Genomic DNA, 24,477 nt, shown 5'->3' on the forward strand with positions numbered 1-24,477 from the left:
ACGAGCAGACGGCGTGTGTATGGTATGGAGCTGATTCCCTTCGGTATCGACCGACTGGACAGCACAATCGGGGGCGGGGCACCACAGGGGAGTGTCGTCTTGCTCTCAGGGGAGGCCGGTGCCGGCGCGCGGGAGTTCATGTACACGACAGCGGTCATGAACGGCCTCGCACAGACAGGCGACGACTTGTTCGGCCTCCACTACGGCGACCTGGAAGCTGGTGCGGCCCTTCCGGGGGCGATTCATTATCTCTCCTTTACCCACGAGCGCGACCAGATTGAGGCCGAGATAGATATGTCGATGGACGAGGAAATCGGCCGCCGTGGGTTCGAGGAGGTTGAGTTCGTCTCACTCTCACAGAACTACTTCCACAGAAGTCCGGTCCCTCGGTCGTGGTACGCCGAGGAGACCGCTGATATCAGGTCGCTCCGGAAACGCCACGAGGAGCGTGAGAAGCTTCTGAGCGCACTGGGAGATACGGTCAGTCGGCGTGCGCCCGGGAATCTCGTTCTTATCGACTCCTTCTCGGATCTCGTTGCCGCTGCCGGGGATACCATCGAGTGGTCGGATATCAACTACGTCACGAAGGGACTGGCAAAAGCGGCCCACGAGTGGGGGGCGCTCATCCTCATCCACGTCAACTTCGAGACCTTGACCGAGGTACAGCACGGACAGCTCATCGACAACTGTTCGGGGACACTCCAGTTCCAGTGGGAGACCGGCGGCTCGACGCGGGCGCGCACACTCGTCGTCAAGAACTTCAGAGGCGTACTCTCACAGCTCGAATCCGAGAACATCGTCAAGTTCGAGACCGACCTCAGCGAGGCAGGCTTCGACATCAGCGATGTCAGAAAGATCAGGTGACGGCCGTATCGATTCGTGATATCGACGGCAAACGCTTAACTATCCAGTTTGAATATATCGGGTAATGGCAAGCGAGGAACTGACGGTGTCGGTCGAGCTTTCCCGGGGCCTCGTCGACTGGCTCGACAAGGAGGCAGCGGCCGCCGACGTGGACAGGGGGACGATGGTATCCCAGCTACTCGCTTCGTATCAGGCCGTCAAGCAACTTGAGGGGGAGATTGAGGAGGAATCGCTACTGGTCGACGCAAGTGACGTGGCCGAGACTGTCGAAGCGAACGTCGCCGAGGAACTGAGTGGAGAGGTCGCCGACGCCGTCGACGCTGCAGTCGAGGAAGCCATCGAAACACGCATCGAAGAGCTGGTCACAGACCGTGTGACCGAGGCGACAAACGGAGTACAACGCCAGCTAGGTAGCCGTCTCGATTCCGTCGAGGCTGAGTTCGACGAGAAGATTCAGGACGTACGCCAACGGGTCATACAGCTCAAACAGGAGGTCGACGAGAAGGCGGCTGCCGACCACGGCCACGCCGACCTCGACGAGGTCCCGGAACTCCAGGGCGATATCGAGGAACTCCGGGCAGAACTCGACGAACTGCGAGAACAGCACGACAGGACCGTGCCGGACCACAGTGAGCAGCTTGCCAACCAAGGCGACCGGCTGGAGGAAATGCAAAACCGTCTTCAGACGGTCGCCTGGGTGGTCAGTGATCTCCGCGAGGCACAGCAGTCCTCCAGCGGCCTGGAGGCCGTCGAGCGGATCAAGCGCGCTGCGGGACAGGCAGACATCGAGCGCGCCACCTGCGAGAAATGCGGCGATAGCGTCATCATCTCGCTTCTGACCGACCCCCACTGTCCACACTGTGACGCGACGGTGACCGATGTCGAGCCGGCCAGCGGGTGGTTCGGGAATCCCTCGCTGACTGTCGCCTCACAGCTCGAATCAGGGAACGAACCATGAGCGACGACGACACCAGTGACCTTTTCGAGGACCTTGAAGCCGACGTCGCCGACCGAGAAGGCGACCCCTTCGAGTCCCTCTCGGACGCAGCTCCCGAGGAGCCTGCCGACGAACAGGCGGCGGAGACAGGAGAGGACGACCAGTCGGACGAAGTCTGGGGCGAGGACTTTGAGATAGAGGAGGGTCCCCCTGAGAGCCCCGGTGTCGAGCGGGCCAAAGGAGCGCAGACGGACGAGGCTGTGAGCGACAGCTCGACTGCGCTCGATGACGACCTCGACCGCGACGGGATGGACCTGAATGTCGGCCGGCGACCGGACACCGAGTCCGACCCACTGGGAGACGTACGGCCCCGCCAGGGTGACCCGTTTGAGGAGAACGACTCCCTGTTTGAGGAGAGAGAGACTGAGGGAATCGACCCTGATACCGTGTGGCAGGACCTCGCCAGCGCAGACGCCAGAGGGGCCGCCGGCGAGTACGAACGGACCTTCGCGGAGGTGTCGAAACACGCCTACTGCGAGCAGTGTGAGCACTTCTCACCGCCACCGGATGTCGCCTGTGCCCACGAGGGAACGGATATCGTGGAGTTTCTGGATATGGAGACAGTCCGGGTCGTCGACTGCCCGATTGTGGCAGAACGAGAAGAACTCCAGGAGGAGTAGGCCCCGCCAACCCCCGAGCTTATGACGCTAAAAGACACACCTTCGGGTATATGCAGTTTTGTGATGACTGCGGTTCGATGATGAAAAAGGAAGACGGCGTCATGGTCTGTACCAGCTGTGGGACCAGCGCCGAACAGGAGGCAGACACCGAGGAGTTCATCTCGACGGAAGAACAGACCGGCGAGGAACTCATCGAGACCTCTGAAGACGCTGGATTCGAGGGGAAGCCGACCGCGACCGATGTCATCTGTGACGACTGTGGACACGACGAGGCGTGGTACACAATCAAGCAGACAGCATCAGCGGACGAACCGCCGACGAGATTCTTCAAGTGCCAGAGTTGTGGCAATCGTTGGCGGGAATACAACTGAGAGGCTCTGAGACCCTTGAAATAGTCGGAATCGGGTTGAAGCCGGTTGCCAAAGATTGCATCGGTGTGCTATCCGATTAGACCACTGTTTCGAAGTGACTTATTTCTGTTGACTGACCTTATCTATCCCTTTGCAGTCTGGCGATTCAATGGTAGACAGAGCGATTTCCTGCCACATCAGTTTTTATATATTCTATATATAAAATTTCTTATATATAGAGGGCCAACCCTTTATAAGAGACGCTTTGAGAATGCCGTCACTTGATGCGCTCGGACCTCTACCTCCCGAAACCGACGGTTTCAATTCTCTCATTATCGGCGGTATGAACCGCTCTCCTCGAAAGAATTTCTCAGGGTAAAATGGAAGCAACTATTGCTGGTAGTTGCACGAGAGATATTCTCCGTGAGCCAGCCACCCGCTCCCCAATTATTGTTGAGATAATACGTTTAAATACTGTTAGAAGGACTATAAATCCCTCTAAGACAGTATATAGGAGACGGTGGATGGAGGTTACTTTTCAGTTATCGGTACTTAAAGGCCGACACATATAGTGTTAAGATAGGAGCGGAATCAGACCGCTCTCTGATTACTATGCGAACGAAGGAAGTGAAGCTATCGAAACAGGAGCATCGAAAACTGAGCAAGCTTAAGGAACAGCAGTTCGAGGAACATACGCCGTTTGTGTTTATAATCGGTCATTTGTGTGAGGAGGTAGACGATGAGTAAGAAATATTATATGCGGCTTGACGAATCGCTGGCCGACAGTCTGGACGAGATAGATGATGAGAAGATTATCGAAGCTCTCGAAAATCTGGCAGACTCAACTAACGCTGGCGACGAACTTTCAGAATACTCGTCTGTGGCCGATATTGAACAAGATAATACAATATCAGATAGTAAACGAGTTCGCCTCAAATCGAAAGCATATCGACGGAGGGGATTCCCCACTCGTTGAAGTCATAGACGCTAATAGCAGTAATCATATGTTGTAATCTGAGTCCAACAATTCATAGTCAATTATTTTAATTATCGGTATATACCTGATTTATCTTAGACGTTCTCAGTGGTCCTACAGTCGGTTTAATTTCAATACAATGCCCATACCACTTGTCTGAAATCTAAACAGACTCACGCCCCACTCAGCGACTTCTCATACAATTCTATACCTATACCGAGACTATCACCTCGTATCAGTCAGAGTATAACGTCGGTCTAATCGTTTCGCACCTATCATCGAATCCTACTGCCCTACCCCGAATCGATAAAAAATTTAATTCTCGGATTAGTCGTAATCGCCGCGCCTTACCGGACATCTCACAACCTATCGGGGTTAGTAATCTATTCGGGGTCGGCGCAATCTAATTCCACGAGTGATAGTTTACCTATTAGTGTAAGAGTTAGTGTTTAGACTTGCTATTGTTTAATAGGTAAAGTGAATGCTGTAGAACTCTCGTAGAATTTTCACAAACCTTATACAATAGGTAGTTAGATTAAAAAAGCGCGTACGCGTCAGTATGAGAGCCAGCAAACTGCTACCAGCGCCTTGATGCTGGCGCAGAGCTACAGAGCGTCTATTACCTCTGCCTTACGGCGTTCTGCCACGAAAGACAGGCTACTCGCACAAGCACTATGCTCTCTGGCTTGACTGCCCGCAGTCCATAGAGCAGATAGAATCAGCCGAAGTCGGTCCAGAAACAGACGTGCGGAATCTCAGTGAAGAATGGCAATATGCTCGCATATGGGCCGCACTCTATTGGTCCGACGATAGGATTCAGCAATACGAGCTTGGAACGTTACTTGATTTTGTATCGGTTATTGTCTAATTCCCCATATGCCTGTGATAGTTTGATGCCGCTATTCACACGTTTGTTGAATTTCTTTTCGCCTTCCATTGGTTCTTTATAACGGCAATTATGACAGAGTCCGCCTTTTGCACGAACAATATCCGAGCCTATGGCTTTATCTTTGGACCATTTGTATTCAGTATAATCATATTCTCCACAATTCGGGCATTCAGACCAAGGCTCGTTTCGATACACGGTGATATTCCCCCGCATTCGATGGAGTTCACCAATCTTGTTCCATCCCATATATATACAACAACGTAACCGGATTATAAAACATTGTCCACATACACACCTGCAGAGAGTCAACTATCCTATTGCCAGATTACAGAGCGTCTATTACCTCTGCCTTACGGCGTTCTGCCGCTCGCTCGTAGGTGGGGGAATCGTAGTGTTGCTTTAGCATTTCCACCTTCGCATTCACTCGACCACTAATAATTTGCCACGACAGACCCTTATCCCGCATTGTCGTTATCGCTACTCTGCGAAGGTCGTGCGGGCCGATGCTTTCGGGACAGTCACTTGCGTTCTGTTTCGTGAGCGTTTCCCCATTATTATCGGTACAGTCACCGCATTTGGTGAGTCCCGCTATGTCCCGATACAGGGTACTTTCGTTTATTCGACCAGCCCACGAGGTGAGTAGTGCATCGCTCCCGCCTTGTGGTTCTGTCCGATGCTCCTTGATGTAATCCATCACCACACCTATCACGCCGTCGGTGACATTCACGTCTCGTTCGCCCGAATTGCCTTTCTTTAGTCGGACACCTGCCTGTTCGGGCCGATTCCTAATCTCTATGATACCCTTCTGTGGTCGAATGTCGCCACAGTTGAGCGACAGAAGCGCCGACTTCCGACAGCCGATGTGATAGATTAGCAGAAACTCAACCATTTGACGACTGGCGTAATCGTGTTTTGCCATATGGCCTATAATTTCCTCGGCGCGTTCAGACGAAATACGGTAATCGTCGTCTCCTGCCCGTGATTTCTCGTCATTACTTACGTCTAAGTCGTCTCGCTTTTTCGAGATAACGTCCGAAAGCTTCTCTCTCCCATCTTCATACGTGATTCGCCACTCACGTTCGGCCCATTTGATGAATACGCCGAGAGTTTCGAGCTTGCCGTCTCTGGTTGTGCGGGCGTAGTCCCGCTGTTGAAGAATCTGGTTCCATCGGCCGATTTCCCGTGGCGTCACCTCCATTAACTCGTTCACGTCTTGCGACTGAATGAAGTCGTTCACGGTATCACGGTAGCGCACGTAGGTCTTTTTCGAGAAGTTCCCCCGTTCATCGCTCTTGCCCGATGGGAAGTCGCTCACATCGGCCTGAGTGCCTGCCTGAGTGCGGGCGACAGGTAGCCGGTCGTATCGCCTTTCCCTGTCGTCGTCAGGTTCCTCGAAGCTCACAGATAGCTCTGAGCGTTCTGCGAGGAAGTCGCATAGGTCGGCTTCTGCTTGGTTGGTCGTAGGTGATTCGTCGGTCGAAGTGTCGGTTACTTTGCTCATATCCCGCGGGTTCGGAATTTACTTAAGTGTTTCCCCGACGCCTTCTTGCGATTAGTCGCTATCAGCGAGTTTCGGCCATTCTGTGAATCTGATAGGAAAACCGCAAGAATGCGAAGGGGTGGTTCGACCGATGAATCTCTGGTTTCTGAGTCTCGCCACCACAACAGACAACTTGCATAAAAGGCTTGCTCAACCTTTATAAGCAAACCCCGCTTAGCCGCACTCTTGCAAGTGCAAGGAGTGCGGACATCGGTGGCGAGGATACAGCTAGTGAGACCACAGCCGAAGAACCAGCAGTCTCTCGAAGGAGTGTGATTCCTCGGCGAGAACAGTCGACTTGAAGCCGTGGCTCTCGGCCAGCGACCGGACGGCATCGACCCCGGTCACCGTCGAAATCAGCAGATAGATGCGCCCTTCGGGGCGGAGAACGCGTTCTACGTCTTCCAGAAACGCCGCGATGACGGCCCGGCCGTCCTCGCCGCCCGTGACTGCCTGTTCCATCCAGTCGTCCCAGACGCCCTCAGGGGCCTCCGGGAGGTAGGGTGGATTGAAACAGACCACATCGAAGGCGTCCCCCCTGAACGGCGAAACGAGGTCACCTCTGAGGACCGAGACGCCCCGAGCCCTGGCCTGCTCGCAGGCCAGCGGATTCAGGTCGACTCCGACGACTGTCGCGTCGCTCTCCGTGCTGACGACATCGGCGACATAGCCCGAGCCGGTGCCGACATCGAGGAGAGTAGCACCCGACTCGACCTCATCGGCGACGGTCTCTGCGAGCAGGTGTGAGTCTTCTGCGGGCTGGTAGACCTGGTCGACCTCGCGGAGTTCGGCCAGCCGCGGCGTCTCGTCGTCGGTCATCGCTCGCGGGCGTCGGGCTTGCCGACTTCCCAGGCGAGGGTGGTGAGCTGTGCGAACTCCGCCGGCGACACCGAGCCAGCCCGACGACCCATCAGCTCCTCGTCTGCCGCGTCGACGACGGCGTCGCCGTCGCCCAGTCCCGAGATGTGGGTCGTGTTTCTGACCGCGTTGCGCATCGTCTTCCGTCGCTGGGTGAAGATGCCCTTCAAGAATGACCGGAAGAAATCGTCATCGGGGACAGTGTACGACGGCTCGCGGGGAGTCGTCCTGAGAACGGCACTGTCGACGGCCGGCTGTGGCGCGAAGGCCTCGGGAGGGACTGTCTCGACGAGTTCCACGTCGGCGTAGTGATTCGCCGTCACAGAGAGTCGGCCGTACTCATCGTCGCCGACGCCTGCGGCCATCCGCTCGGCGAACTCGAGCTGGAACATCAAGACGAGCGGGTGCCCGTGGGGCAACAGCTGGAACGCGATTTCACTCGACGCGCCGTAGGGGAGATTCGACACGGAGGCGGTGAACTCCGGCAACTCCACGTCGAGGGCGTCACCCTCGACGACGGTCAGCGTCCCGTCCGCCCGCTCCGTCTCGAACTCTTCGCGGAGGAAGGCCGCGAGATTCGGGTCGCGCTCGATGACGGTCACGCTCTCTGCGACGGCACAGAGCCTGTCGGTCAGCGCACCGGTCCCGCCGCCGATTTCGAGCACGTGGGTCGTGTCGCCGCCGGCGTCCGTGAGGTAGCCGGGGAGTCGGTCGAGCACACGGTCGTCGACGAGGAAATGCTGGTCTTGATTAGGGTCGCCGGCGACGCCGGCTCTGGCACGAAGTGAATCGGGGTCTCGGTGTGTCATCTCGAAGCGTCTCTCAGTCTTCGTCCCGGACGAACAGCTGGTATTTCAGTTCGTCCTCTTTCAGCTCTTCGAGGATGCGTTCGACGATGACCTCCTTCGGGCTGTGGAGGCCGTCGATGCGCTCGTCGAGCTCCTCGAAGCTCTCGAAGGGGTTGCGCTTGCGCTCGTCGAGAATGTCGTTCCGGAGTTTCTCGCCGATACCGGGGAACAGATTCAGCTGGTGGAGCCGGAGCGTAATCGGCTGGGCATCGTTGAAGTAGTCGACGAACCGCTGCTCGTCGGCCTCGACGAGCTCCTCGATGACGTAGTCGAGCTCCGAACTCGCGCCGCTTGGCAGGTCGTCGTAGTCGATGCTGGTCTGTCGGGCGATATCTTCGCTCGCGTCGAGCTGGAATGAGTCTCCGATGGAGATGTTCGCATCCTGGTCCATCACGAGTTCGTAGAGGTGGAACTCGCCTTTGTCGATAACGTATGCGAGTGGCTCTTTCTGGTACTGGGGCCGGTCGTCGTCACTCCGCCCATGTGCGAGAAAGTCCAGTACGACAACCTCCTCGCTCTCGTCACGCTTGTCGTCAGTCATACCACGATGGTATGGCGACTGGCCACTTAAACGTACGCAGGTAAGGACGGGATAGCTGTCTCGATGCGGGGTCCTCTCGAATCAGACGTACTGATTGACGATGTTGAGAATCTCGTCGAGTTCGTCACCGGACAGCGAGTATCGTTCCTGTGCGAACACCGCACGCAGTTCGTCTCGGTCAAGGGGCTTGATGTCGACAATCTTGTTCGCGGTCTTCTCGTCGACCTTGTCGAGGTCGGCCAGCTTGTCGGCGAACTCGCGGGCGTCGTCGGGGTCGAGCTCTGCGAAGCGGTTTGTGTGCTCGATGGCTCGGGCGAGTTCGTATCGCATCTCGCGGTCGTCGTCGGTCGCGCGCTCGACTTCGAGACGCTCCAGAATCTCTTTTGTCTCGGCGACTGTCAGATACTCCTCGTCGACTTTCTCTTTGAATATTGTCATGATTGGGTCCTGTCGAAGATATTCGCTCGTCCGGGCGGACGGACGAGCCTCGCTGTTCGTGCCGGTATAGATAATCAAGCGAAAAATACCTGCCGAATCTGGGTTGCCCTAATTTGTCTCTTCTCGCGAGTGGACTGCGGTTCAGGAACCTCCTCACGTGCGCGGGTACGCTCCCGCTTTGTCGTCAACGCTACTCCTGTAGTCTGGCGACCGTCGACCCTTCTCGCTCGCGCAGTTGGACCATCCCCTCCTCAGACAGGTCCTCCAGAAGGCCACGGAGCCAGTCTCTGCCGTGGTCACCGTCGGGCGTGTAGTCGACCCGGATTCGCGGGCCGAGGTTGTCGAGCTCCAGTTCGCCGTGTTCGCTCAAGGCACGGACGACCCTGCCACGAAACTGCCGGCGACTCCCCTCGAAACTCGGCTGTGTCGGAACGTCCGGCGCGGTGAAATCGCCCGTCTGGTAGGCATGACACCACTCTCGCCACGGACAGCCCGCCTCGTCACAGCTTGGGGTCTGCTCGCAGGCCGTGCCGCCCAGTTCCATAATCGCGTTGTTCCAGAGCCGAGACTCTCCGTCTGGCATGAGGTCGCTCGCACGCTGTTCGAAGGCATCGTCGTCGTCGGGAACACCGAACGCCCGATAGAGGACACGTTTGACGTTCGTATCGACCACGGCGTCGCCGTTGTTGAACGCGAAGCTGGCAACGGCGTTTGCGGTGTAGGGGCCGACACCCATTAGCTCCTGCAGGCTCTCCGGCGTCTGTGGGAACTCGCCGTCAAACTCTGTACAGACCTGCCCCGCGGCCTCGTGGAGGTACTTCGCGCGGTTGTTGTAGCCAAGGCTGTGGTCGGTCCAGAAGCCGACGACCGCCGCGCGGTCGGCATCGGCAAGCGCCTCGACGGTCGGCCACCGGTCCAGAAACCCCTCCCAGGCGTCGACGACTCGGCCGAGCTGGGTCTGTTGGCTCATCACCTCGGAGACGAGAATCTCGTAGGGGTCGGTCGTCTCCCGCCAGGGGAACTCCCGATGGTCTGTTTCGTACCACCCGCGGAGACCGTCCCTGACGGCGACGAGATCGAGGTCGTCGAACCGCCCGCTGTCGGCGTCGCTCATCACCGGGTCTGAGACAGCCACGGGTTTGTGCCTACCGATACGTGCCACCGGTGACCACAAGTGCGACGACCATCTACGATAGATATGAGCGACAATCCGTTGGTTGCCGGGCTGTACGACCCCGTGATGGCGATACCGGAGCGGACCGTCCTCCGCCCACACCGGGAGGCGCTCGTTGCAGACCTCGATGGCGACGTACTCGACCTCGGTGCCGGCACCGGAGCGATGTTTCCGTACTTCGAGTCGCTCGATTCGGTCTGTGTCGAGGCGGTCGAACCCGACCCTGGAATGCGACGACAGGCAGTCGAGCAAGCCGAGGAGTCTTCAGCTGATATCACGGTTGTCGCCGGCGACGCACAGGACCTACCGTACGACGACGGGACGTTCGACGCGGTCGTCGCCTCGTTCGCGCTCTGTACTATCCCAGACCACGAGCGTGCGCTCGACGAGGTCACGCGCGTGCTGCGCGACGGCGGCGAGTTTCGGTTCCTAGAACACGTCCGCGGTGACGGAGTGGGCGGCCGAGTCCACGACCTGTTGGCCCCTGCATGGCACGCCGTCGCCGGCGGCTGTCACCTGAACCGCGAGACAGACCGACTGTTGCTTGGCGACGACCGCTTCCGGGCCGTCTCTTTCGAGCGAAACGAGGGTCTCGCTGGCGCAGTTCTCCCCGTCGTTCGCGGCCGACTCGAACGGCGGCGCCGACCAGGACTCAAGCGGATGCTCGGCGAGGTCGTTTCAGCGAGGCACACAGACTGATAGTGATTAGGCAAGTGATTTGCTTATCGAGATCTTAGAGCCTGTAATGGGTCGGCTTGACGATGTCACGCTCGAAGAACTCTACAAGCTCAAGGACCAGATCGACGAAGGAAAGCCGCGAGAACGTGTTCTCGCGGCGATCGGCCGCAAGCAAGGCGATCAAATAGACACGCTGGCTGAGCGCCACGGTGTTGTTACGCGAACGATTCAAAATTGGCTCAATCGGTTCAAGGAACAACCGATTGAGCAAGCTCCTTACGACGCTCCCCGACCAGGTGGTCCGGCTAAGATCGATGGAGCAGAGCGCGAGCAACTCTTCGAACAACTACAACAGCCACCGACTGAACTCGGCTACGACCAACAAGCTTGGTCAGCGAAACTTCTGCTTCACCACGTCAAAGAGGAGTATGGCGTCGAATACCACGAAACATACGCGTATGACTTATTGAGAGAGGCCGGGCTGTCCTGTCGGACAGCACGGCCTCGCCACCACGAGGCCGACCCCCAAGACAAAGCCGAGTTCGAAGACACAGTCGAAAAAAACGCCCCGAACTGAGCGAGAAAACTGTCGTTGTCGTCGATCAATTCACCAAACACGTTGGCACTGTCTTGCGGCGTGGCTGGTTCCCGATCGGCTCGAATCCAACTGTCGAGACTTCGACTTCGTGGGAGTCGGTGACAGTGCTGGGCGCTGTCACCGACGATGGCGACAGCTTCTATTGCTGGACGGACGAGAACCTGACCCGGTTCCACGGAATCCGACTGTTAGAAGCGCTACAAGAGCGCTTCGGTGACGAGTTGGTGGTGTTTCTTGACCGGGCAGGCTACTTCTGGGCACGGGATCTCTGGGAGCACGTCAGCGGCACCCGAGCGACCGAAACTGTCGGAGACAGTTCGGTCGCGTGCGTACGTGGTGACGATCTCGAGGTCTGGTACTTCCCGTCGAAGCTTCCCGAATTAAACGCCGTCGAAGGCTGCTGGGACCAGCTTCAGGAGTGGTTCAAGCATCGACTCGTTCCTGATCTCTCGACGCTGGAAGAGTATCTTCGACAAGGGCTGAGCACGATCAACGAACCAGATATTTGGCCATATCTCACCAGCAAATATTTGTCCTAGTCACTATGAGCGGTGAGACACAGACGCAAGCCTTATGAACATCTTTGTCCAACAATGACCAAGAATGGATATTGAATCGCTCGCTCCGGTCGTCGACTCGATACTAGAGGCGGCCGAGACGAGGGGCGGCGGAGGTGACCGCCTCTCGGTGTCCCCGCACTCGTTCCCCGACGCGGTCGAGGCTGCGGCTGCCGACGGTCGAGTGCCGGTTATCGCCGAGATTAAACCTACCTCGCCCACGACGACAGGAGAGCGAACCGAGGACTCGGTCGTGCTGGCCGAACAGATGGTCGAGGGCGGTGCAACGGCGCTGTCGGTCCTGACGGAGCCGAGCCACTTCGGCGGCTCGCCCGAGGCGCTCGACCGCGTCCGGGAGGCAGTCGAGGTCCCGGTTCTGCGGAAGGACTTCATCCTCCGGGAGGAACAGCTCGACACCGTCGCGGCGGATATGGTCCTGCTCATCGCCCGGTTCCTCAACGACCTCGACCGGATGGTCGATGCCGCCCGAGAGCGAGGCTTTCAGGTCCTCGTCGAGACCCACACCGCCACGGAGGTTGAGGCGGCAATCGAGGCCGGTGCGGACATTGTCGGCGTCAACAATCGCGACCTGACCAAACTGGAGGTCGACCTCGAGACGTTCGAGGAGGTCGCGCCGACGGTCCCCGAGGACGTTCTTCTGGTCGCAGAGAGCGGCATCGGGAGCCAGCGAGACGTCGAACGGATGCAAGCGGCCGGCGCGGACGCGCTACTCGTCGGCTCGGCAATTATGGACGGCGACGTGACTGCGAACACGCGTCGACTCGTCACTACGGAGGGACACGACACATGAGTTCAATCGGAGAGTTCGGCGACTACGGCGGACAGTATGTGCCGGAGGCGTTGATGCCGGCAATCGAAGAGCTAACAGACGCCTACGAGCGGTACGTCCTGCACAACGAGGACGGCTTCATGGACGAGTTCCGGGAGCGGCTACGTGACTTCGGCGGGCGGCCGACGCCGCTGCAGTACGCCAACCAGCTCTCGGAGCGCTACGAGAAGGAGATCTATCTTAAGCGCGAGGACCTCCTTCACGGTGGCGCACACAAGCTGAACAACGCCCTCGGACAGGTGTTGTTGGCGAAGTACATGGGCAAAGAGCGCATCATCGCCGAGACCGGCGCGGGACAACACGGCACCGCGACGGCGATGGCCGCGGCACACCTGGATATGCCCTGCGAGATATACATGGGTGAGACAGATATCGCCCGCCAGCGGCCGAACGTTTTCAGGATGCGGCTCAACGGCGCGGCGGTCAACCCCGTGACCACCGGCCGCGGAACGCTCAAAGAGGCTATCAGCGAGACGATGCGAGACTGGGCCGCGACGGTCGAGCGCACCCACTACGTCATCGGGAGTATCGTCGGCCCCGCCCCGTTCCCTTCGATGGTGCGCGACTTCCACGCGGTCATCTCCGAAGAGGCCCGTGAACAGATACTCGACGCGACCGGTGACCTGCCCGACTCCGTGATGGCCTGTGCCGGCGGTGGGTCGAACACGATGGGCATGTTTGCTGAGTTCATCGACGACCCCGAGGTCGACCTCGTCGCCGTCGAGGCCGGTGGCTCCTCGCTCCAGGTCGACGAAGAGGAGGGTGTCGCACCGAACTCCGCGACCCTTTCGACCGGTGAGGAGGGCGTCCTCCACGGTGCGCGAACGAAGCTCCTCCAGGACTCGGACGGGCAGATAATGGAGTCTCACTCCGTGTCTGCGGGGCTCGACTACGCCGGTGTCGGCCCGGAGCTCGCCCATCTCGTCGACGAAGACCGTGTTATTCCGGCCAACGTCGACGACGACGCCGCGCTAGAGGCGTTTCACCGGCTCTCGCAGGACGAGGGTATCATCCCCGCACTGGAAACGGCCCACGCCTTCGGCTATCTCCACGCCGCCTCCGTGGGCGACTGCGAGGACGACCTCGGCGACGTGGTCATCATAAACGTCTCCGGTCGGGGCGACAAGGACCTCGAAACCGTCGTGGAGGAGACGACGGCGCGAGATATCGACGCCGGCCCGGAGATGGACCTGTTCCGCCAGATTGGCCGCTCGGGGGGTGACTCGGCGTGAGTCTCGACCGGATTTTCGCCGACGAGCCCGCGTTCATCCCGTATCTGGTAGCCGGCGACCCCACATACGAAGAGTCGCTCGAATACGTCGAGGCACTGGCTCGTGGGGGAGCTGATATCATCGAACTCGGGTTGCCCTTCTCCGAGCCGATTGCAGAGGGGTCGACAATTCAGCAGGCAATCGTCCGCGCGCTTGACGGCGGTATGACACCCGACCGCTACTTCGCGTTCGTCGAGGACCTCGCTGTCGACGTGCCGCTTGCCTGTATGACCTACTACAACCTAGTCTACCAGTACGGCCCGTCGGACGGGCCGGCGTCGTTCGTCGAACGGGCCGCGGAGGTCGGTATCGAGGGGCTAGTGATACCGGACCTGCCCGCCGAGGAGGCAGACCAGCTCCGGGAGGCCTGTGACGAGCACGGACTAGACCTCGTGTTCATCGTCGCGCCGACGACAACTGACGAACGCCTGGAACGCATCCGCGAGCAGGTGTCGGGCTACGTCTACGTCCAGGCCCGCCTCGGTACGACCGGGGCTCGCGAGGATCTCTCTGACCACACCGCCGAGACGCTCGCCCAAATCGAGGACTGGACTGTCCCCAAGGCGGTCGGGTTCGGCATCAAGACGGGCGAACACGCACAGCGTATCGTGGGAGCGGGTGCCGACGGTATCATTGTCGGATCGGCGCTGGTGAGCCTCGTCGCCGAGGGCGACGACGAGGATATAAGTACCGGGGAGACCGCCACACGACTAGAGAACACGGCGAGCGAGCTGAAGGCTGGCGCGCTGGCCGGACGCGAACACCCACCTGAGCAACAATGACAGAGACACGCACACACGCTGGAGGTCGGCAGACAGCATGAACACAGGCGTACAGGCACGACTCGACAGAATCAGCGAAGACGGCCGCTATCTGGTCATCCCGATGGACCATGGCATCACAATGGGTGCCGTCGACGGACTCGCCGATATCGAGTCTACAATCGACGGCGTCACGAGCGGCGGCGCGACGGCCGTTCTCACACAGAAAGGGATTGCACCGCGGGTCCACGACAATAAAAACGGCGCGGGCTACGTCGTCCACCTCAACGGGTCGACGACGCTCGGCCCCGACGAGAACGACAAGCGCATCACCGGCACCGTCGAGGACGCAATTCGGGTCGGGGCCGATGCTGTTTCCTTGCACATCAACGTCGGCAGCGAGTACGAGCGCGAACAGATAGCCCATCTCGGCGAGGTGACGACGACAGCCGCGGAGTACGGGATGCCGGTGCTGGCGATGACATACGCCCGCGGCCCGGATGTCGCCGACAAGAGCAATCCGGAAGCCTACGCCGAAGATGTGGCACACGCTGTCAGGCTGGGCGAAGAACTCGGCGCGGACGTGGTCAAGACCTCCTACACCGGCACACCAGAAAGCTTCGAGCGGGTCGTCGAGGCGACGCAGTTGCCGGTCGTCATCGCCGGCGGCAGCAAAGGCACCGACCGGGAGACACTGGAGACCGTCGCCGGTGCGATGGACGCAGGAGCGGCAGGTGTCTCGACTGGTCGGTCGGTCTTCCAGCACGAGACCCCCCGCGCGATTACCGAGGGCATTGCCGCGGTCGTCCGAGATGGCGTAGACGCGGAGACGGCCGCTCACGAGGCCGGTCTGACCGTCGAGGCATAAGCCCTGTTCGGAGGAAGGTCTGGCCGATAAGCGGGCTTGTTACTTCTTTGTTCACGTGGACCGGTTACCTAACAGGCAAGAGTATAAACAGCTACTCTACATACAATACTGATAACTTTCCGTGAGCGAACAAATCAAAGCTGCCTTCCTCGACGTGTTGGAATCCCCGTTTTTCGGGTTCGACCAGTCGGGGGCAATCATCGACTGGAACCAGGCGGCGCTGGAGACAACCGGCTACACTGAATCCGAGCTGGCAGAGCTGTCGTTCGCCGATTTCTTCGAGGGCTTGGACCGTGATACCGACGTGACAGACGTGCGAAGCGAGTCCCTCTTCGAGGGAGAGTTGGTGACTGCGACGGACGACCGGATCCCCTACGAGTTCAAGTTCCACCCGTTGTCCGGCGAGACGGATGCCGCCCTTGGTGCGATTGGCCACGATATCACCCATCGGAGGAGCCAGCGCGAGACTATCGAAACCCGCGAGCGGGTTCTCCGCGAGATGTACGGTATCATCTCCGACCAGGAACTGTCCTTTACCGCTCAGGTCGAAGCGCTCCTCGAACTGGGGCGCGAAGAGCTGGGAACCAAATACGGGACACTGTCACGAATCGAGGGGACGGAGTACGTATTCGAGGTCGTCGCTACGGAGGACAACAGTATCCAGGCGGGTGATGTCGCGCCGGTGTCGGCGACGAACTGCGAGATAGCAGCGAGCACGAGAGAGACACTCGTTCTCGGTGACGTCGCACGAGATGCTCCGGATGAGACAGACCGGGCCGGCTACACAGAGTGGGGAATTGCGTGTTATATCGGTGCACCCGTCGTCATTGACGACGAGGTCTACGGCACCTTCTGTTTTTACGGGACGACACCGCGTGACGGCCAGTTCTCGGGGTGGGAGGTAACACTCGTCGATCTTATGAGTCGGTGGGTGAGCCACGAACTGCAACACGAACAGACAGAGTCACAACTGCAACAGCAAAACGAGCGACTGGAGCGGTTCGCATCGATCGTCTCACACGATTTGCGGAATCCTCTCGGCGTCGCACAGATGTCGCTCAAAAGTGCACGAGAGAGTGGCGACGAAGACGATTTTGAGAGTGTTGAAGATGCCCACGACCGCATCGAGAAGATGATCGAAGAGATGTTGACTGTCGCCTGTGCGGGCGGAAACATCGACGATACCGAGTCCGTGAAACTCGAACAACTCGCAATCGAGGCGTGGGACGTTGTTGATGCCGAGGGTGCCACACTCGAAAACGACTTCGACTGGTCGGCGACCGTCGACGCCGACCCGAATCTCCTGCAGCATGTCTTCGAGAACACCTTCCGGAACGCGACCGACCACAACGACCGGCCGCTTACGGTTTCGGTAGGGATGCTTGCCGATGACAATGGGTTCTACATCAAGGATGACGGCGACGGAATTCCCGAAGACGAACGAGAGGATATCTTCGAGCACGGCTACACCACGAGCAATGAGGGGACCGGTATCGGACTCTACATTGTCACTGACATCATCGACGGCCATGGCTGGGACATCGCGGCGACCGACAGCAGCAACGGCGGAGCCCGGTTCGAAATAACGACCGAGTAAGTCCGCGAGACGACAGCGGTGACACTCTCTGTGAGGCCAACGGTTCGACCGGTGCCGGGCTGTCGGCCAATCCGATTACAGAACCCTTTTTACGACCGTGGACCGTCAAATTTTCAACGATGAACCGGAGGCCCGACACATGACAATGGAGGATCGCATCGACGAGCTCCGCGAACTCCGCGAGGAAGCACGCAAGGGCGGCGGCGAAGACCGCATCGAGAAACAACACGAGCGCGGAAAGATGACCGCCCGCGAGCGCATCGAGTACTTCCTCGATGACGACACGTTCACCGAGTTCGACCAGCTCCGGACCCACCGGTCACAGGCCTTCGAGATGGAAGATCGGGAGTTTCTCGGTGACGGCGTGGTCACCGGATACGGCACGGTCGACGGCCGGACTGTCTTCGTGTTCGCTCATGACTTCACGGTCTTCGGTGGCTCTCTCGGTGAGGTGTTCGCCGAGAAGGTGACGAAAGTGATGGACCAGGCTATGGAGACCGGCGCACCGGTAATCGGCCTCAACGACTCGGCCGGCGCCCGCATTCAGGAGGGAATCGACTCGCTTGCGGGGTACGCCGAGATATTCCACCGCAATCAACAGGCGAGCGGCGTCATCCCACAGATTTCGGCTATCATGGGCCCCTGTGCCGGCGGCGCGGTCTACTCGCCGGCCATCACTGACTTCATCATGATGGTCGAGGAGACCAGCCATATGTTCATCACTGGGCCGGACGTCATCGAGACGGTCACCGGCGAGGAGGTTGGATTCGACGAACTCGGTGGTGCGAACACGCACGCTTCGGAGTCCGGTGTCGCCGACCTTACGGTGGCCGACGAGGAGGCCGCGCTCGACGACCTCCGGCATCTCCTCTCGTATCTCCCCCAGAACAACGTCGAGGACCCGCCACGCGTCGAGCCATGGGACGACCCCGAGCGCACTGATGATGAACTCCGCTCTATCGTCCCTGACGCGCCACGAAAGCCCTACGACATGACGGATGTCATCGGCCGTGTCACCGACGAGGGGTCGTTCTTCGAGGTCGGCGACGCGTTCGCTCGAAACCTCGTCATCGGCTTCGCGCGGTTGGACGGCCACGCAATCGGCGTCGTCGCAAACCAGCCCCGGGTCAACGCTGGGACGCTCGACATCAACTCCTCGAAGAAAGGTGCACGGTTCGTCCGGTTCTGTGACGCTTTCAACATCCCTATCCTGACCTTTGTCGACGTGCCCGGCTTCATGCCCGGAACCGACCAGGAACACAACGGCATCATCATGGAGGGGGCGAAACTGCTGTACGCCTTTTCGGAGGCGACTGTTCCGCTGATGACCGTCATCACACGGAAGGCCTACGGCGGGGCCTACGACGTGATGGCCTCGAAGCATATTGGGGCAGACGTGAACTACGCCTGGCCGACGGCAGAGATCGCCGTCATGGGGCCGAAAGGCGCGGTCAACGTCCTCTACGACGAGGAACTGGAGGCGGCCGAAGATCCCGAACAGCGCCGTCAGGAACTCATCGACGAGTACCGCGAGCAGTTCGCCAACCCTTACATCGCGGCCGACCGCGGCTTCGTCGACGACGTGCTCGAACCACAGGAGACCCGCCCACGGCTCATCAGCGACCTCGAAATGCTACGCTCGAAACGAAAATCCCAGCCCGAGAAGAAACATGGAAACATCCCGCTCTGAGGAGGACCGGACGGTATCGACGCCGGCCGGCGACCTCAGCGTTCCGGAGAACGCGTCGCCGGCACAGGCCGCGGCAATCGCGGCGGCTGTCGGCGCACACCTTAGAGACCAGCGGGTCGCGGCAGCGGCGGCAGCCGACACCGACGACGAGGAGAGCTGGGACGGCGAGCGGTTCGCCTTCGCCGGCCGTCTGGAGGCGACGACCGGCCGCGGCGACCGGGTCCCGCGAGACGCACCGACAGACAGGTGGACAGCAGCAGGCAGACGCGACAGGTTTAAATAATGATAGGTGACGAATTCGACAAGATACTGGTAGCGAACCGTGGCGAGATTGCCGTGCGGGTCATGCGGGCCTGCCGGGACCTCGGCATCGAGACAGTCGCGGTCTACAGCGAGGCCGACAAAGACGGCGGACACGTCCGATATGCCGACGAGGCGTACAACGTCGGCCCGGCGCGTGCCGCCGACTCGTATCTCGACCACGAGGAGATCATCGAGACCGCCCAGCGGGCGGGTGCCGACGCCATCCACCCCGGATACGGCTTCCTCGCGGAGAACGCCGAGTTCGCCGGGAAGGTCGAGGCCACAGACGGCGTCACGTGGATTGGTCCCGCCAGCGATGCGATGGAACGGCTGGGTGAGAAGACCAACGCCCGGAGCATCATGCAGGAGGCAGACGTACCGATTGTGCCGGGCACCACCGAGCCCGTCGACGACCCCGAGGAGGTCGTCGCGTTCGGCGAGGAGTACGGCTTTCCGGTCGCTATCAAGGCAGAGGGCGGCGGCGGCGGTCGCGGGATGAAGGTTGTTCGCTCCGCTGAGGAGGCCGCCGACAAACTCGACAGCGCGAAACGCGAGGGCGAGGCCTACTTCGACAACGCCTCGGTCTATCTCGAGCGGTTCCTCGAAACGCCGCGCCACGTCGAGGTCCAGATTCTGGGCGACGAAAGCGGCGAGGTCCGCCATCTCGGCGAGCGGGACTGCTCACTCCAGCGTCGCCACCAGAAAGTCATCGAGGAGGGCCCCTCGCCGGCACTCTCTGAAGAGCTTCGGGAGGAAATCGGCGCTGCCGCACGTCGGGGCGTCCGCGCGGCGGATTACACGAACGCCGGAACAGTCGAGTTCCTCGTTGAGGAAGACCCCGACAGAGACCCCGACGAGGAACTCGGCCCGGAGACGGACTTCTATTTCCTCGAAGTAAACACCCGGATTCAGGTCGAACACACCGTCACCGAGGAGATTACCGACATCGACATCGTCAAATGGCAGATTCGCATCGCTCAGGGCGAGGACCTCACCTTCGAGCAAGCGGATGTCGATATCGAGGGCCACGCCTTCGAGTTCCGCATCAACGCCGAGAACGCCGCTGCAGAGTTCGCGCCGGCGACCGGCGGCAGACTCGATACCTATGATCCGCCAGGCGGCGTCGGTGTCAGGATGGACGACGCGCTCCGGCAGGGTGACGACCTTGTGACCGACTACGACTCGATGATTGCCAAACTCGTCGTCGCTGGCGCGGACCGGGAAGAGGCAATCGCCCGCTCGAAGCGCGCCCTCGCCGAGTTCGATATCGAGGGTATCGTGACGGTCATCCCCTTCCACCGGCTGATGCTCGACGACGAGCGGTTCGTTGAGGGCAAACACACGACCAAGTATCTCGACGAACACATCGACCGCTCGCGCATCGACGAGGCACAACAGCGGTGGGGAACCACGACTGCCGACTCCGAGGACGACGAGGAGACCACCACGCGGGAGTTCACCGTCGAAGTCGACGGCCAGCGCTTCGAGGTCGAACTGGAGGAACACGGCGCACCCGCAATCCAGGTCGACGAGACGGCAACCGAGACCGGCGGCGGACGGCCGGGGCGTGCGGGTCCCGGCGAGACTGAGGACGAACCCGAGGTCAGCGGCGACGGAGAGACGGTCGTCGCCGAGATGCAGGGGACGATCCTCGACATCAACGTCGCCGAGGGCGACGAAGTCAGCCAGGGCGACATCCTCTGTGTGCTCGAAGCCATGAAGATGGAAAACGACATTGTCGCCGAGTACGGCGGCACCGTTCAGGAGAGACGCATCGCCGAGGACGAGAGCGTCGACATGGGCGACGTGATGTTCGTTATCGAATAGTCCGATACCGCCACCGCGTCGGTGAGCCCGTCATACCGCCACGAGAACCTCAAAAGAAACAGTCTGTCACAGCCGGACCGCTCTGTCGTCATCGGCTACTCTGTCAAGGCTCAAATGCACTATCTGAATGAAAGAAGACTGCTATCTATCGAGCCCCGTCTAGTCGAGTAATAACGGAGCTCGAACAGACCAGCTCTCACGCCTCCGACTCACTCTACGGAACCGAAGTCGACTTCCACACCGTCGACCGCCCCGTTGAGGCCGTCTTCGACGACTGTAGAGACCGTCTCTTCGAGCTCTGTCTCACTCTCCCCAATCGGGTCGTGAGAGTGCTCCTCGCGCTGCTGTTCGGTAATCGTCTCCTCCTCAGCGACATCCATGTAGAGCTCTCTGAGCGATTCTGTGTTCGTCGACATGGCCACCTAGTTCTATGTTTGAACTACTATATAAAAGTTACTCAGGTTCCGGGGAACAGTGTCCGACCCAAATCCACATCACTCCGGGTGTTCAACCTGGGGCATATGCAAGCCACGCGAGCGCAGATTCTCGACGCGCTGTCGGACGGGCCACGGACCGGCCCGAAACTGGCCGAGGAACTCGATATCACGCGTGCGGCGGTCTGGAAACACATTGAGGCACTCAGGGAGGACGGGTTCGAGGTCGTAAGCAACGCTGCCGGATACGAGCTAGAGGCCGTCCCCGACTACGGGGCATCGGCAGTCGAGTTCGGGCTCGACGCGCCGTACGAGGTCGAATACCACGACTCGATAGACAGCACGAACCGACGCGGACGGGAGCTTGCAGGCGACGGCCGCGAGGATATCGTCGTCCTCGCGGACGAACAGACCGGCGGGCGCGGACGGCTCAAGCGTGAGTGGAGTTCTCCGAGCGGCGGCATCTGGCTCTCGCTGTTGCTCCGTCCGACGATGCCGACGACACACGCGCCACTCGTCACGATGGCCGCCGCCGTCGCAACCGCAGAGGCCGTCGCATCGACCGGCGTGGAACCGGAGATAAAGTGGCCAAACGACGTGCTCGTCGACGGCAAGAAGGTGTCGGGTATCCTGACCGAGATGGAGGGCGAAGCGGACCGAATCTCCTGGCTTGTCGTGGGTATCGGTATCAACGCCAACGTCGACATTGAGAGCCTCCCCGAGGACCGGGCGACGAGTCTACGGGAGCTGTGTGGCGATGTTGACCGCCGGGAGGTCGTCCAGACGCTGCTCGAATCGATGTCGGAACTGGTTGCCGACCGCGACCGGATTCTCTCCGCGTGGCGCGCTCGCTCGGGAACGCTCGGGAGACGGGTCAGTGTCGAAACACCAAACGGTGAGATAGTCGGCGAGGCCGTCGATGTCGAGTCACCCGGCGCGTTGCTCGTCGACACGGCCGACGGGAGAGAGCGTGTCACCGTCGGCGACTGCGAACACCTGCGCCCCGAGTGACTACGGGAGAATCACTTCCTTCACGTCTTGGACAGTGGCGCGCCGGACGACTGTACGCACCGGGTCGACCGCCCCCGAGAGGTTTCGCGAGTCGCCGTCTAACACCAGCAGCGCCGCGGGTCGGCCGGTCTCGATACAGCCACAGTCGAGTCCTGCAATCTCAGCGCCGTGTCTCGTCGCCATCGAGAGCACTTCCTGGCTGGAGACGTCTGCAGTCTTCTCGACGAAGGCCATCTCGCGGAACATCGAGGGGCTGTTGAGAAAGACGTTGTCGGTTCCGAGAGCGACAGTAGTTCTGTCGAGTAGGTCCCGGACCGGCGGCAGGCCAACGCCAGTCGTTGCGTTCGAGCGGGGACAGACGACGACCGGGGTGTCGCTGTCCTCGATGCGTTCGAGGTGGAGGTCCTCGGCGTGAACCATATGGACCAAAAAGTCCGGGCTGAGGTCGAGAGCGGGGTTGATGTCACTGCTGTCGACCTCGCCGGCGTGGATGCCAAACAGCTTCTCGGCCTCTCTCGTGGCGTTGCGTTCCCGCGAGAACTCGCCGTCACCCGCGCCGCTCGCTCCGAAACCGTCGCTTCCTTCCATCGCCGCTGTCGACCCCCGCCCAAGAACGACGCCGGTCAGGTCGCGCTTGACAAGCAGGTCTGCCAGAAGTTCGACACCGTCGACACCGCCCTCCCGGAATTCGATAAACGCGGCGGTTCCGGCTTGTTGCATGTACTCGAGTGTGTCGGCCATCGCTGTCTGTTTCTCTTCGGCGGTTGCCTGCCTGAGTAGTCGGTGTTTGAGCCCGTCCGGTGGTGCGACCAGTTCCTCCAGGGATAGCCCCTCGCCGGCACCTTTTGCGATAGAGTCGCCGATGTGCGTGTGTGCGTTGACGAACGCGGGGAGGATGATATCCGAACTCCGGGCGGTCGTCTCCTCGATTCCAGTGATGGTACCGTCCTCGACGACGACTTGACCCTCGACGGGCTCGAAGTGGTCCCCACGGAGGATAGTCCCCTCGAAAAGCATAGTTGAAGCTGGGAGGCCCTCGGGCTTAGTCCCACCGGACGATACGACAATTGCACCAACGAGGCTTAGTACGGCCACACGCAAGCGATAGCATGCTCTCGTCGGTACTGTCAGTGGACGTGGCGCTCTTTCTCGCTATCGGTCTCCTCGGGGGAGCACACTGTATCGGCATGTGTGGCCCACTCGTCACCATCTACGCGGGTCACATGGATTCGACACGCGCTGACGGCGGCACACAGACCATGAGCCGACGCGGTGCACACCTCACGCTCTATGAGGTTCGCCAGCACACCCTGTTCAATATTGGCCGCGCCGTGAGCTACACCCTTCTCGGCGCGACGATGGGCGCGCTCGGTGGTCTCCTCTACGTGAGTGTCGACGAGGTGACGGCGATCGCAAGCCTCGTCCGTGGCGTTGTCGGCGTCGGCATCGGCGCGGCTGTCCTCGTGATGGGCCTGTACTACGTGGCTGGGCGTACGACGTTCGGGCTCACGCTGCCGGGGACCGAACGCGTCAGCGCCTGGTTGACCGGCTGGGTCGAGCGACTGGCCGGTGGCCCAGGAATCATGGGCCTCGGTGCGTTGCACGGTCTCCTTCCGTGTCCGATTCTGTACCCGGCGTATCTCTATGCCTTCGCGAGTGGGTCGCCGCTGGCCGGCGGTGTTGCCCTGGCTGCACTCGGCATCGGCACCATTCCGGCGGTCTTCATCTACGGCACGCTCATCGACAGCGTTGACGCCGTCCACCGCCGACGGCTACACCGGGTGCTCGGCGTCGCGTTCGTCGCGCTGGGGTACGTCCTCTTCGCCCACGGCCTGATGAGCCTCGGCTACCACATTCCCCATCCGATGTTCCCGTTCTGGAATCCCCTGGAGATGGGCGGCCACTAGAAGCGTTCGACTGTCACACCACAACCTGAA

General features: G+C 60.2%; 27 protein-coding genes. 18 read left to right on the forward strand and 9 right to left on the reverse strand.

Going from position 1 to position 24,477, the window contains the following annotated elements:
* Positions 1-24: 24 nt before the first annotated feature.
* The 5 genes from OSC37_RS16220 (at position 25) to OSC37_RS16240 (ending at position 3,807) form a co-directional block, all read left to right on the forward strand.
* Positions 25-864 (forward strand): RAD55 family ATPase, encoded by an 840-nt coding sequence (locus tag OSC37_RS16220; protein ID WP_267162472.1) that lies wholly within the window; start codon positions 25-27, stop codon positions 862-864.
* A 64-nt stretch (positions 865-928) separates the two neighbouring features.
* On the forward strand, positions 929-1,822 hold the full coding sequence (locus OSC37_RS16225) for a CopG family transcriptional regulator (protein WP_267162473.1): 894 nt from the start codon (positions 929-931) through the stop codon (positions 1,820-1,822).
* Positions 1,819-2,481, forward strand: coding sequence for a DUF8135 domain-containing protein (locus OSC37_RS16230; RefSeq protein WP_267162474.1), 663 nt, complete (start codon positions 1,819-1,821; stop codon positions 2,479-2,481). Before OSC37_RS16225 ends, OSC37_RS16230 begins: the two co-directional genes overlap by 4 nt.
* A gap of 50 nt (positions 2,482-2,531) precedes the next feature.
* Positions 2,532-2,852, forward strand: a complete 321-nt coding sequence (locus tag OSC37_RS16235; protein ID WP_267162475.1) for a transcription factor S — start codon at positions 2,532-2,534, stop codon at positions 2,850-2,852.
* A 718-nt stretch (positions 2,853-3,570) separates the two neighbouring features.
* Positions 3,571-3,807: a hypothetical protein gene (locus tag OSC37_RS16240; protein ID WP_267162476.1), complete on the forward strand. Its 237-nt coding sequence runs from the start codon at positions 3,571-3,573 to the stop codon at positions 3,805-3,807.
* 838 nt (positions 3,808-4,645) lie between these two features.
* On the opposite strand, the gene OSC37_RS16245 is transcribed toward OSC37_RS16240, so the two are convergent.
* The 7 genes from OSC37_RS16245 to OSC37_RS16275 form a co-directional block, all read right to left on the reverse strand.
* Positions 4,646-4,942 (reverse strand): hypothetical protein, encoded by a 297-nt coding sequence (locus OSC37_RS16245; RefSeq protein ID WP_267162477.1) that lies wholly within the window; start codon positions 4,940-4,942, stop codon positions 4,646-4,648.
* Between the two features lie 79 nt (positions 4,943-5,021).
* The gene (locus tag OSC37_RS16250) at positions 5,022-6,197 is read right to left on the reverse strand and encodes a tyrosine-type recombinase/integrase (RefSeq protein WP_267162478.1); all 1,176 of its coding nucleotides are present in this window, start codon (positions 6,195-6,197) and stop codon (positions 5,022-5,024) included.
* 267 nt (positions 6,198-6,464) lie between these two features.
* Positions 6,465-7,055, reverse strand: a complete 591-nt coding sequence (locus tag OSC37_RS16255) for a HemK2/MTQ2 family protein methyltransferase (protein WP_267162479.1) — start codon at positions 7,053-7,055, stop codon at positions 6,465-6,467.
* Positions 7,052-7,903, reverse strand: coding sequence for a 16S ribosomal RNA methyltransferase A (locus OSC37_RS16260; protein WP_267162480.1), 852 nt, complete (start codon positions 7,901-7,903; stop codon positions 7,052-7,054). The genes OSC37_RS16255 and OSC37_RS16260 overlap by 4 nt, the downstream gene beginning before the upstream one ends.
* Before the next feature lie 13 nt (positions 7,904-7,916).
* A complete protein-coding gene (locus OSC37_RS16265; RefSeq protein ID WP_267162481.1) occupies positions 7,917-8,483 on the reverse strand; it encodes a DUF655 domain-containing protein in 567 nt (188 codons plus the stop codon).
* An 81-nt stretch (positions 8,484-8,564) separates the two neighbouring features.
* The gene (locus OSC37_RS16270) at positions 8,565-8,921 is read right to left on the reverse strand and encodes an RNA polymerase Rpb4 family protein (protein WP_267162482.1); all 357 of its coding nucleotides are present in this window, start codon (positions 8,919-8,921) and stop codon (positions 8,565-8,567) included.
* Positions 8,922-9,111: 190 nt separating this feature from the next.
* Positions 9,112-10,035, reverse strand: coding sequence for an HhH-GPD family protein (locus tag OSC37_RS16275; protein ID WP_267162483.1), 924 nt, complete (start codon positions 10,033-10,035; stop codon positions 9,112-9,114).
* Positions 10,036-10,119: 84 nt separating this feature from the next.
* Between OSC37_RS16275 and OSC37_RS16280 the strand changes: the two genes are divergently transcribed.
* The 11 genes from OSC37_RS16280 to OSC37_RS16330 all read left to right on the forward strand — a co-directional run bounded on the left by OSC37_RS16280 (position 10,120) and on the right by OSC37_RS16330 (position 21,095).
* Positions 10,120-10,794 carry a class I SAM-dependent methyltransferase gene (locus OSC37_RS16280; RefSeq protein WP_267162484.1) on the forward strand — a complete coding sequence of 225 codons (675 nt, stop codon included), beginning with the start codon at positions 10,120-10,122 and terminating at the stop codon, positions 10,792-10,794.
* Positions 10,795-10,840: 46 nt separating this feature from the next.
* Positions 10,841-11,350, forward strand: coding sequence for an IS630 family transposase (locus OSC37_RS16285; protein WP_267162485.1), 510 nt, complete (start codon positions 10,841-10,843; stop codon positions 11,348-11,350).
* A gap of 53 nt (positions 11,351-11,403) precedes the next feature.
* A complete protein-coding gene (locus tag OSC37_RS16290; protein ID WP_267162486.1) occupies positions 11,404-11,910 on the forward strand; it encodes a transposase in 507 nt (168 codons plus the stop codon).
* A gap of 64 nt (positions 11,911-11,974) precedes the next feature.
* Positions 11,975-12,739: an indole-3-glycerol phosphate synthase gene (trpC, locus tag OSC37_RS16295; RefSeq protein WP_267162487.1), complete on the forward strand. Its 765-nt coding sequence runs from the start codon at positions 11,975-11,977 to the stop codon at positions 12,737-12,739.
* Positions 12,736-14,010, forward strand: a complete 1,275-nt coding sequence (gene trpB, locus OSC37_RS16300) for a tryptophan synthase subunit beta (protein WP_267162488.1) — start codon at positions 12,736-12,738, stop codon at positions 14,008-14,010. The genes trpC and trpB overlap by 4 nt, the downstream gene beginning before the upstream one ends.
* Positions 14,007-14,831: a tryptophan synthase subunit alpha gene (trpA, locus tag OSC37_RS16305; RefSeq protein ID WP_267162489.1), complete on the forward strand. Its 825-nt coding sequence runs from the start codon at positions 14,007-14,009 to the stop codon at positions 14,829-14,831. Before trpB ends, trpA begins: the two co-directional genes overlap by 4 nt.
* Positions 14,832-14,868: 37 nt before the next feature.
* Complete coding sequence (locus tag OSC37_RS16310; RefSeq protein ID WP_267162490.1) at positions 14,869-15,678, forward strand: 2-amino-3,7-dideoxy-D-threo-hept-6-ulosonate synthase; 810 nt, start codon at positions 14,869-14,871, stop codon at positions 15,676-15,678.
* Positions 15,679-15,799: 121 nt separating this feature from the next.
* On the forward strand, positions 15,800-17,275 hold the full coding sequence (locus OSC37_RS16315) for a sensor histidine kinase (RefSeq protein WP_267162491.1): 1,476 nt from the start codon (positions 15,800-15,802) through the stop codon (positions 17,273-17,275).
* Positions 17,276-17,420: 145 nt separating this feature from the next.
* Positions 17,421-18,965, forward strand: a complete 1,545-nt coding sequence (locus OSC37_RS16320; RefSeq protein WP_438267605.1) for an acyl-CoA carboxylase subunit beta — start codon at positions 17,421-17,423, stop codon at positions 18,963-18,965.
* Positions 18,946-19,248, forward strand: a complete 303-nt coding sequence (locus OSC37_RS16325; RefSeq protein WP_267162493.1) for a DUF8022 family protein — start codon at positions 18,946-18,948, stop codon at positions 19,246-19,248. Before OSC37_RS16320 ends, OSC37_RS16325 begins: the two co-directional genes overlap by 20 nt.
* On the forward strand, positions 19,248-21,095 hold the full coding sequence (locus tag OSC37_RS16330; protein WP_267162494.1) for an acetyl-CoA carboxylase biotin carboxylase subunit: 1,848 nt from the start codon (positions 19,248-19,250) through the stop codon (positions 21,093-21,095). Before OSC37_RS16325 ends, OSC37_RS16330 begins: the two co-directional genes overlap by 1 nt.
* A gap of 209 nt (positions 21,096-21,304) precedes the next feature.
* Here OSC37_RS16330 and OSC37_RS16335 read toward each other — a convergent pair whose 3' ends face one another.
* Positions 21,305-21,511: a hypothetical protein gene (locus tag OSC37_RS16335; RefSeq protein WP_267162495.1), complete on the reverse strand. Its 207-nt coding sequence runs from the start codon at positions 21,509-21,511 to the stop codon at positions 21,305-21,307.
* Positions 21,512-21,616: 105 nt separating this feature from the next.
* Here OSC37_RS16335 and OSC37_RS16340 point away from each other — a divergent pair, with 105 nt between their 5' ends.
* Entirely contained in the window at positions 21,617-22,540 is a 924-nt protein-coding gene (locus OSC37_RS16340; RefSeq protein ID WP_267162496.1) for a biotin--[acetyl-CoA-carboxylase] ligase, read from the forward strand.
* Here OSC37_RS16340 and OSC37_RS16345 read toward each other — a convergent pair whose 3' ends face one another.
* Positions 22,541-23,557 (reverse strand): amidohydrolase family protein, encoded by a 1,017-nt coding sequence (locus OSC37_RS16345; protein ID WP_267162497.1) that lies wholly within the window; start codon positions 23,555-23,557, stop codon positions 22,541-22,543. It abuts the gene before it with no gap.
* 92 nt (positions 23,558-23,649) lie between these two features.
* Between OSC37_RS16345 and OSC37_RS16350 the strand changes: the two genes are divergently transcribed.
* Positions 23,650-24,447 (forward strand): sulfite exporter TauE/SafE family protein, encoded by a 798-nt coding sequence (locus tag OSC37_RS16350; RefSeq protein WP_267162498.1) that lies wholly within the window; start codon positions 23,650-23,652, stop codon positions 24,445-24,447.
* Positions 24,448-24,477 lie beyond the last annotated feature (30 nt).

Source organism: Halovenus salina (assembly GCF_026410925.1).
Lineage (GTDB): Archaea > Halobacteriota > Halobacteria > Halobacteriales > Haloarculaceae > Halovenus > Halovenus salina.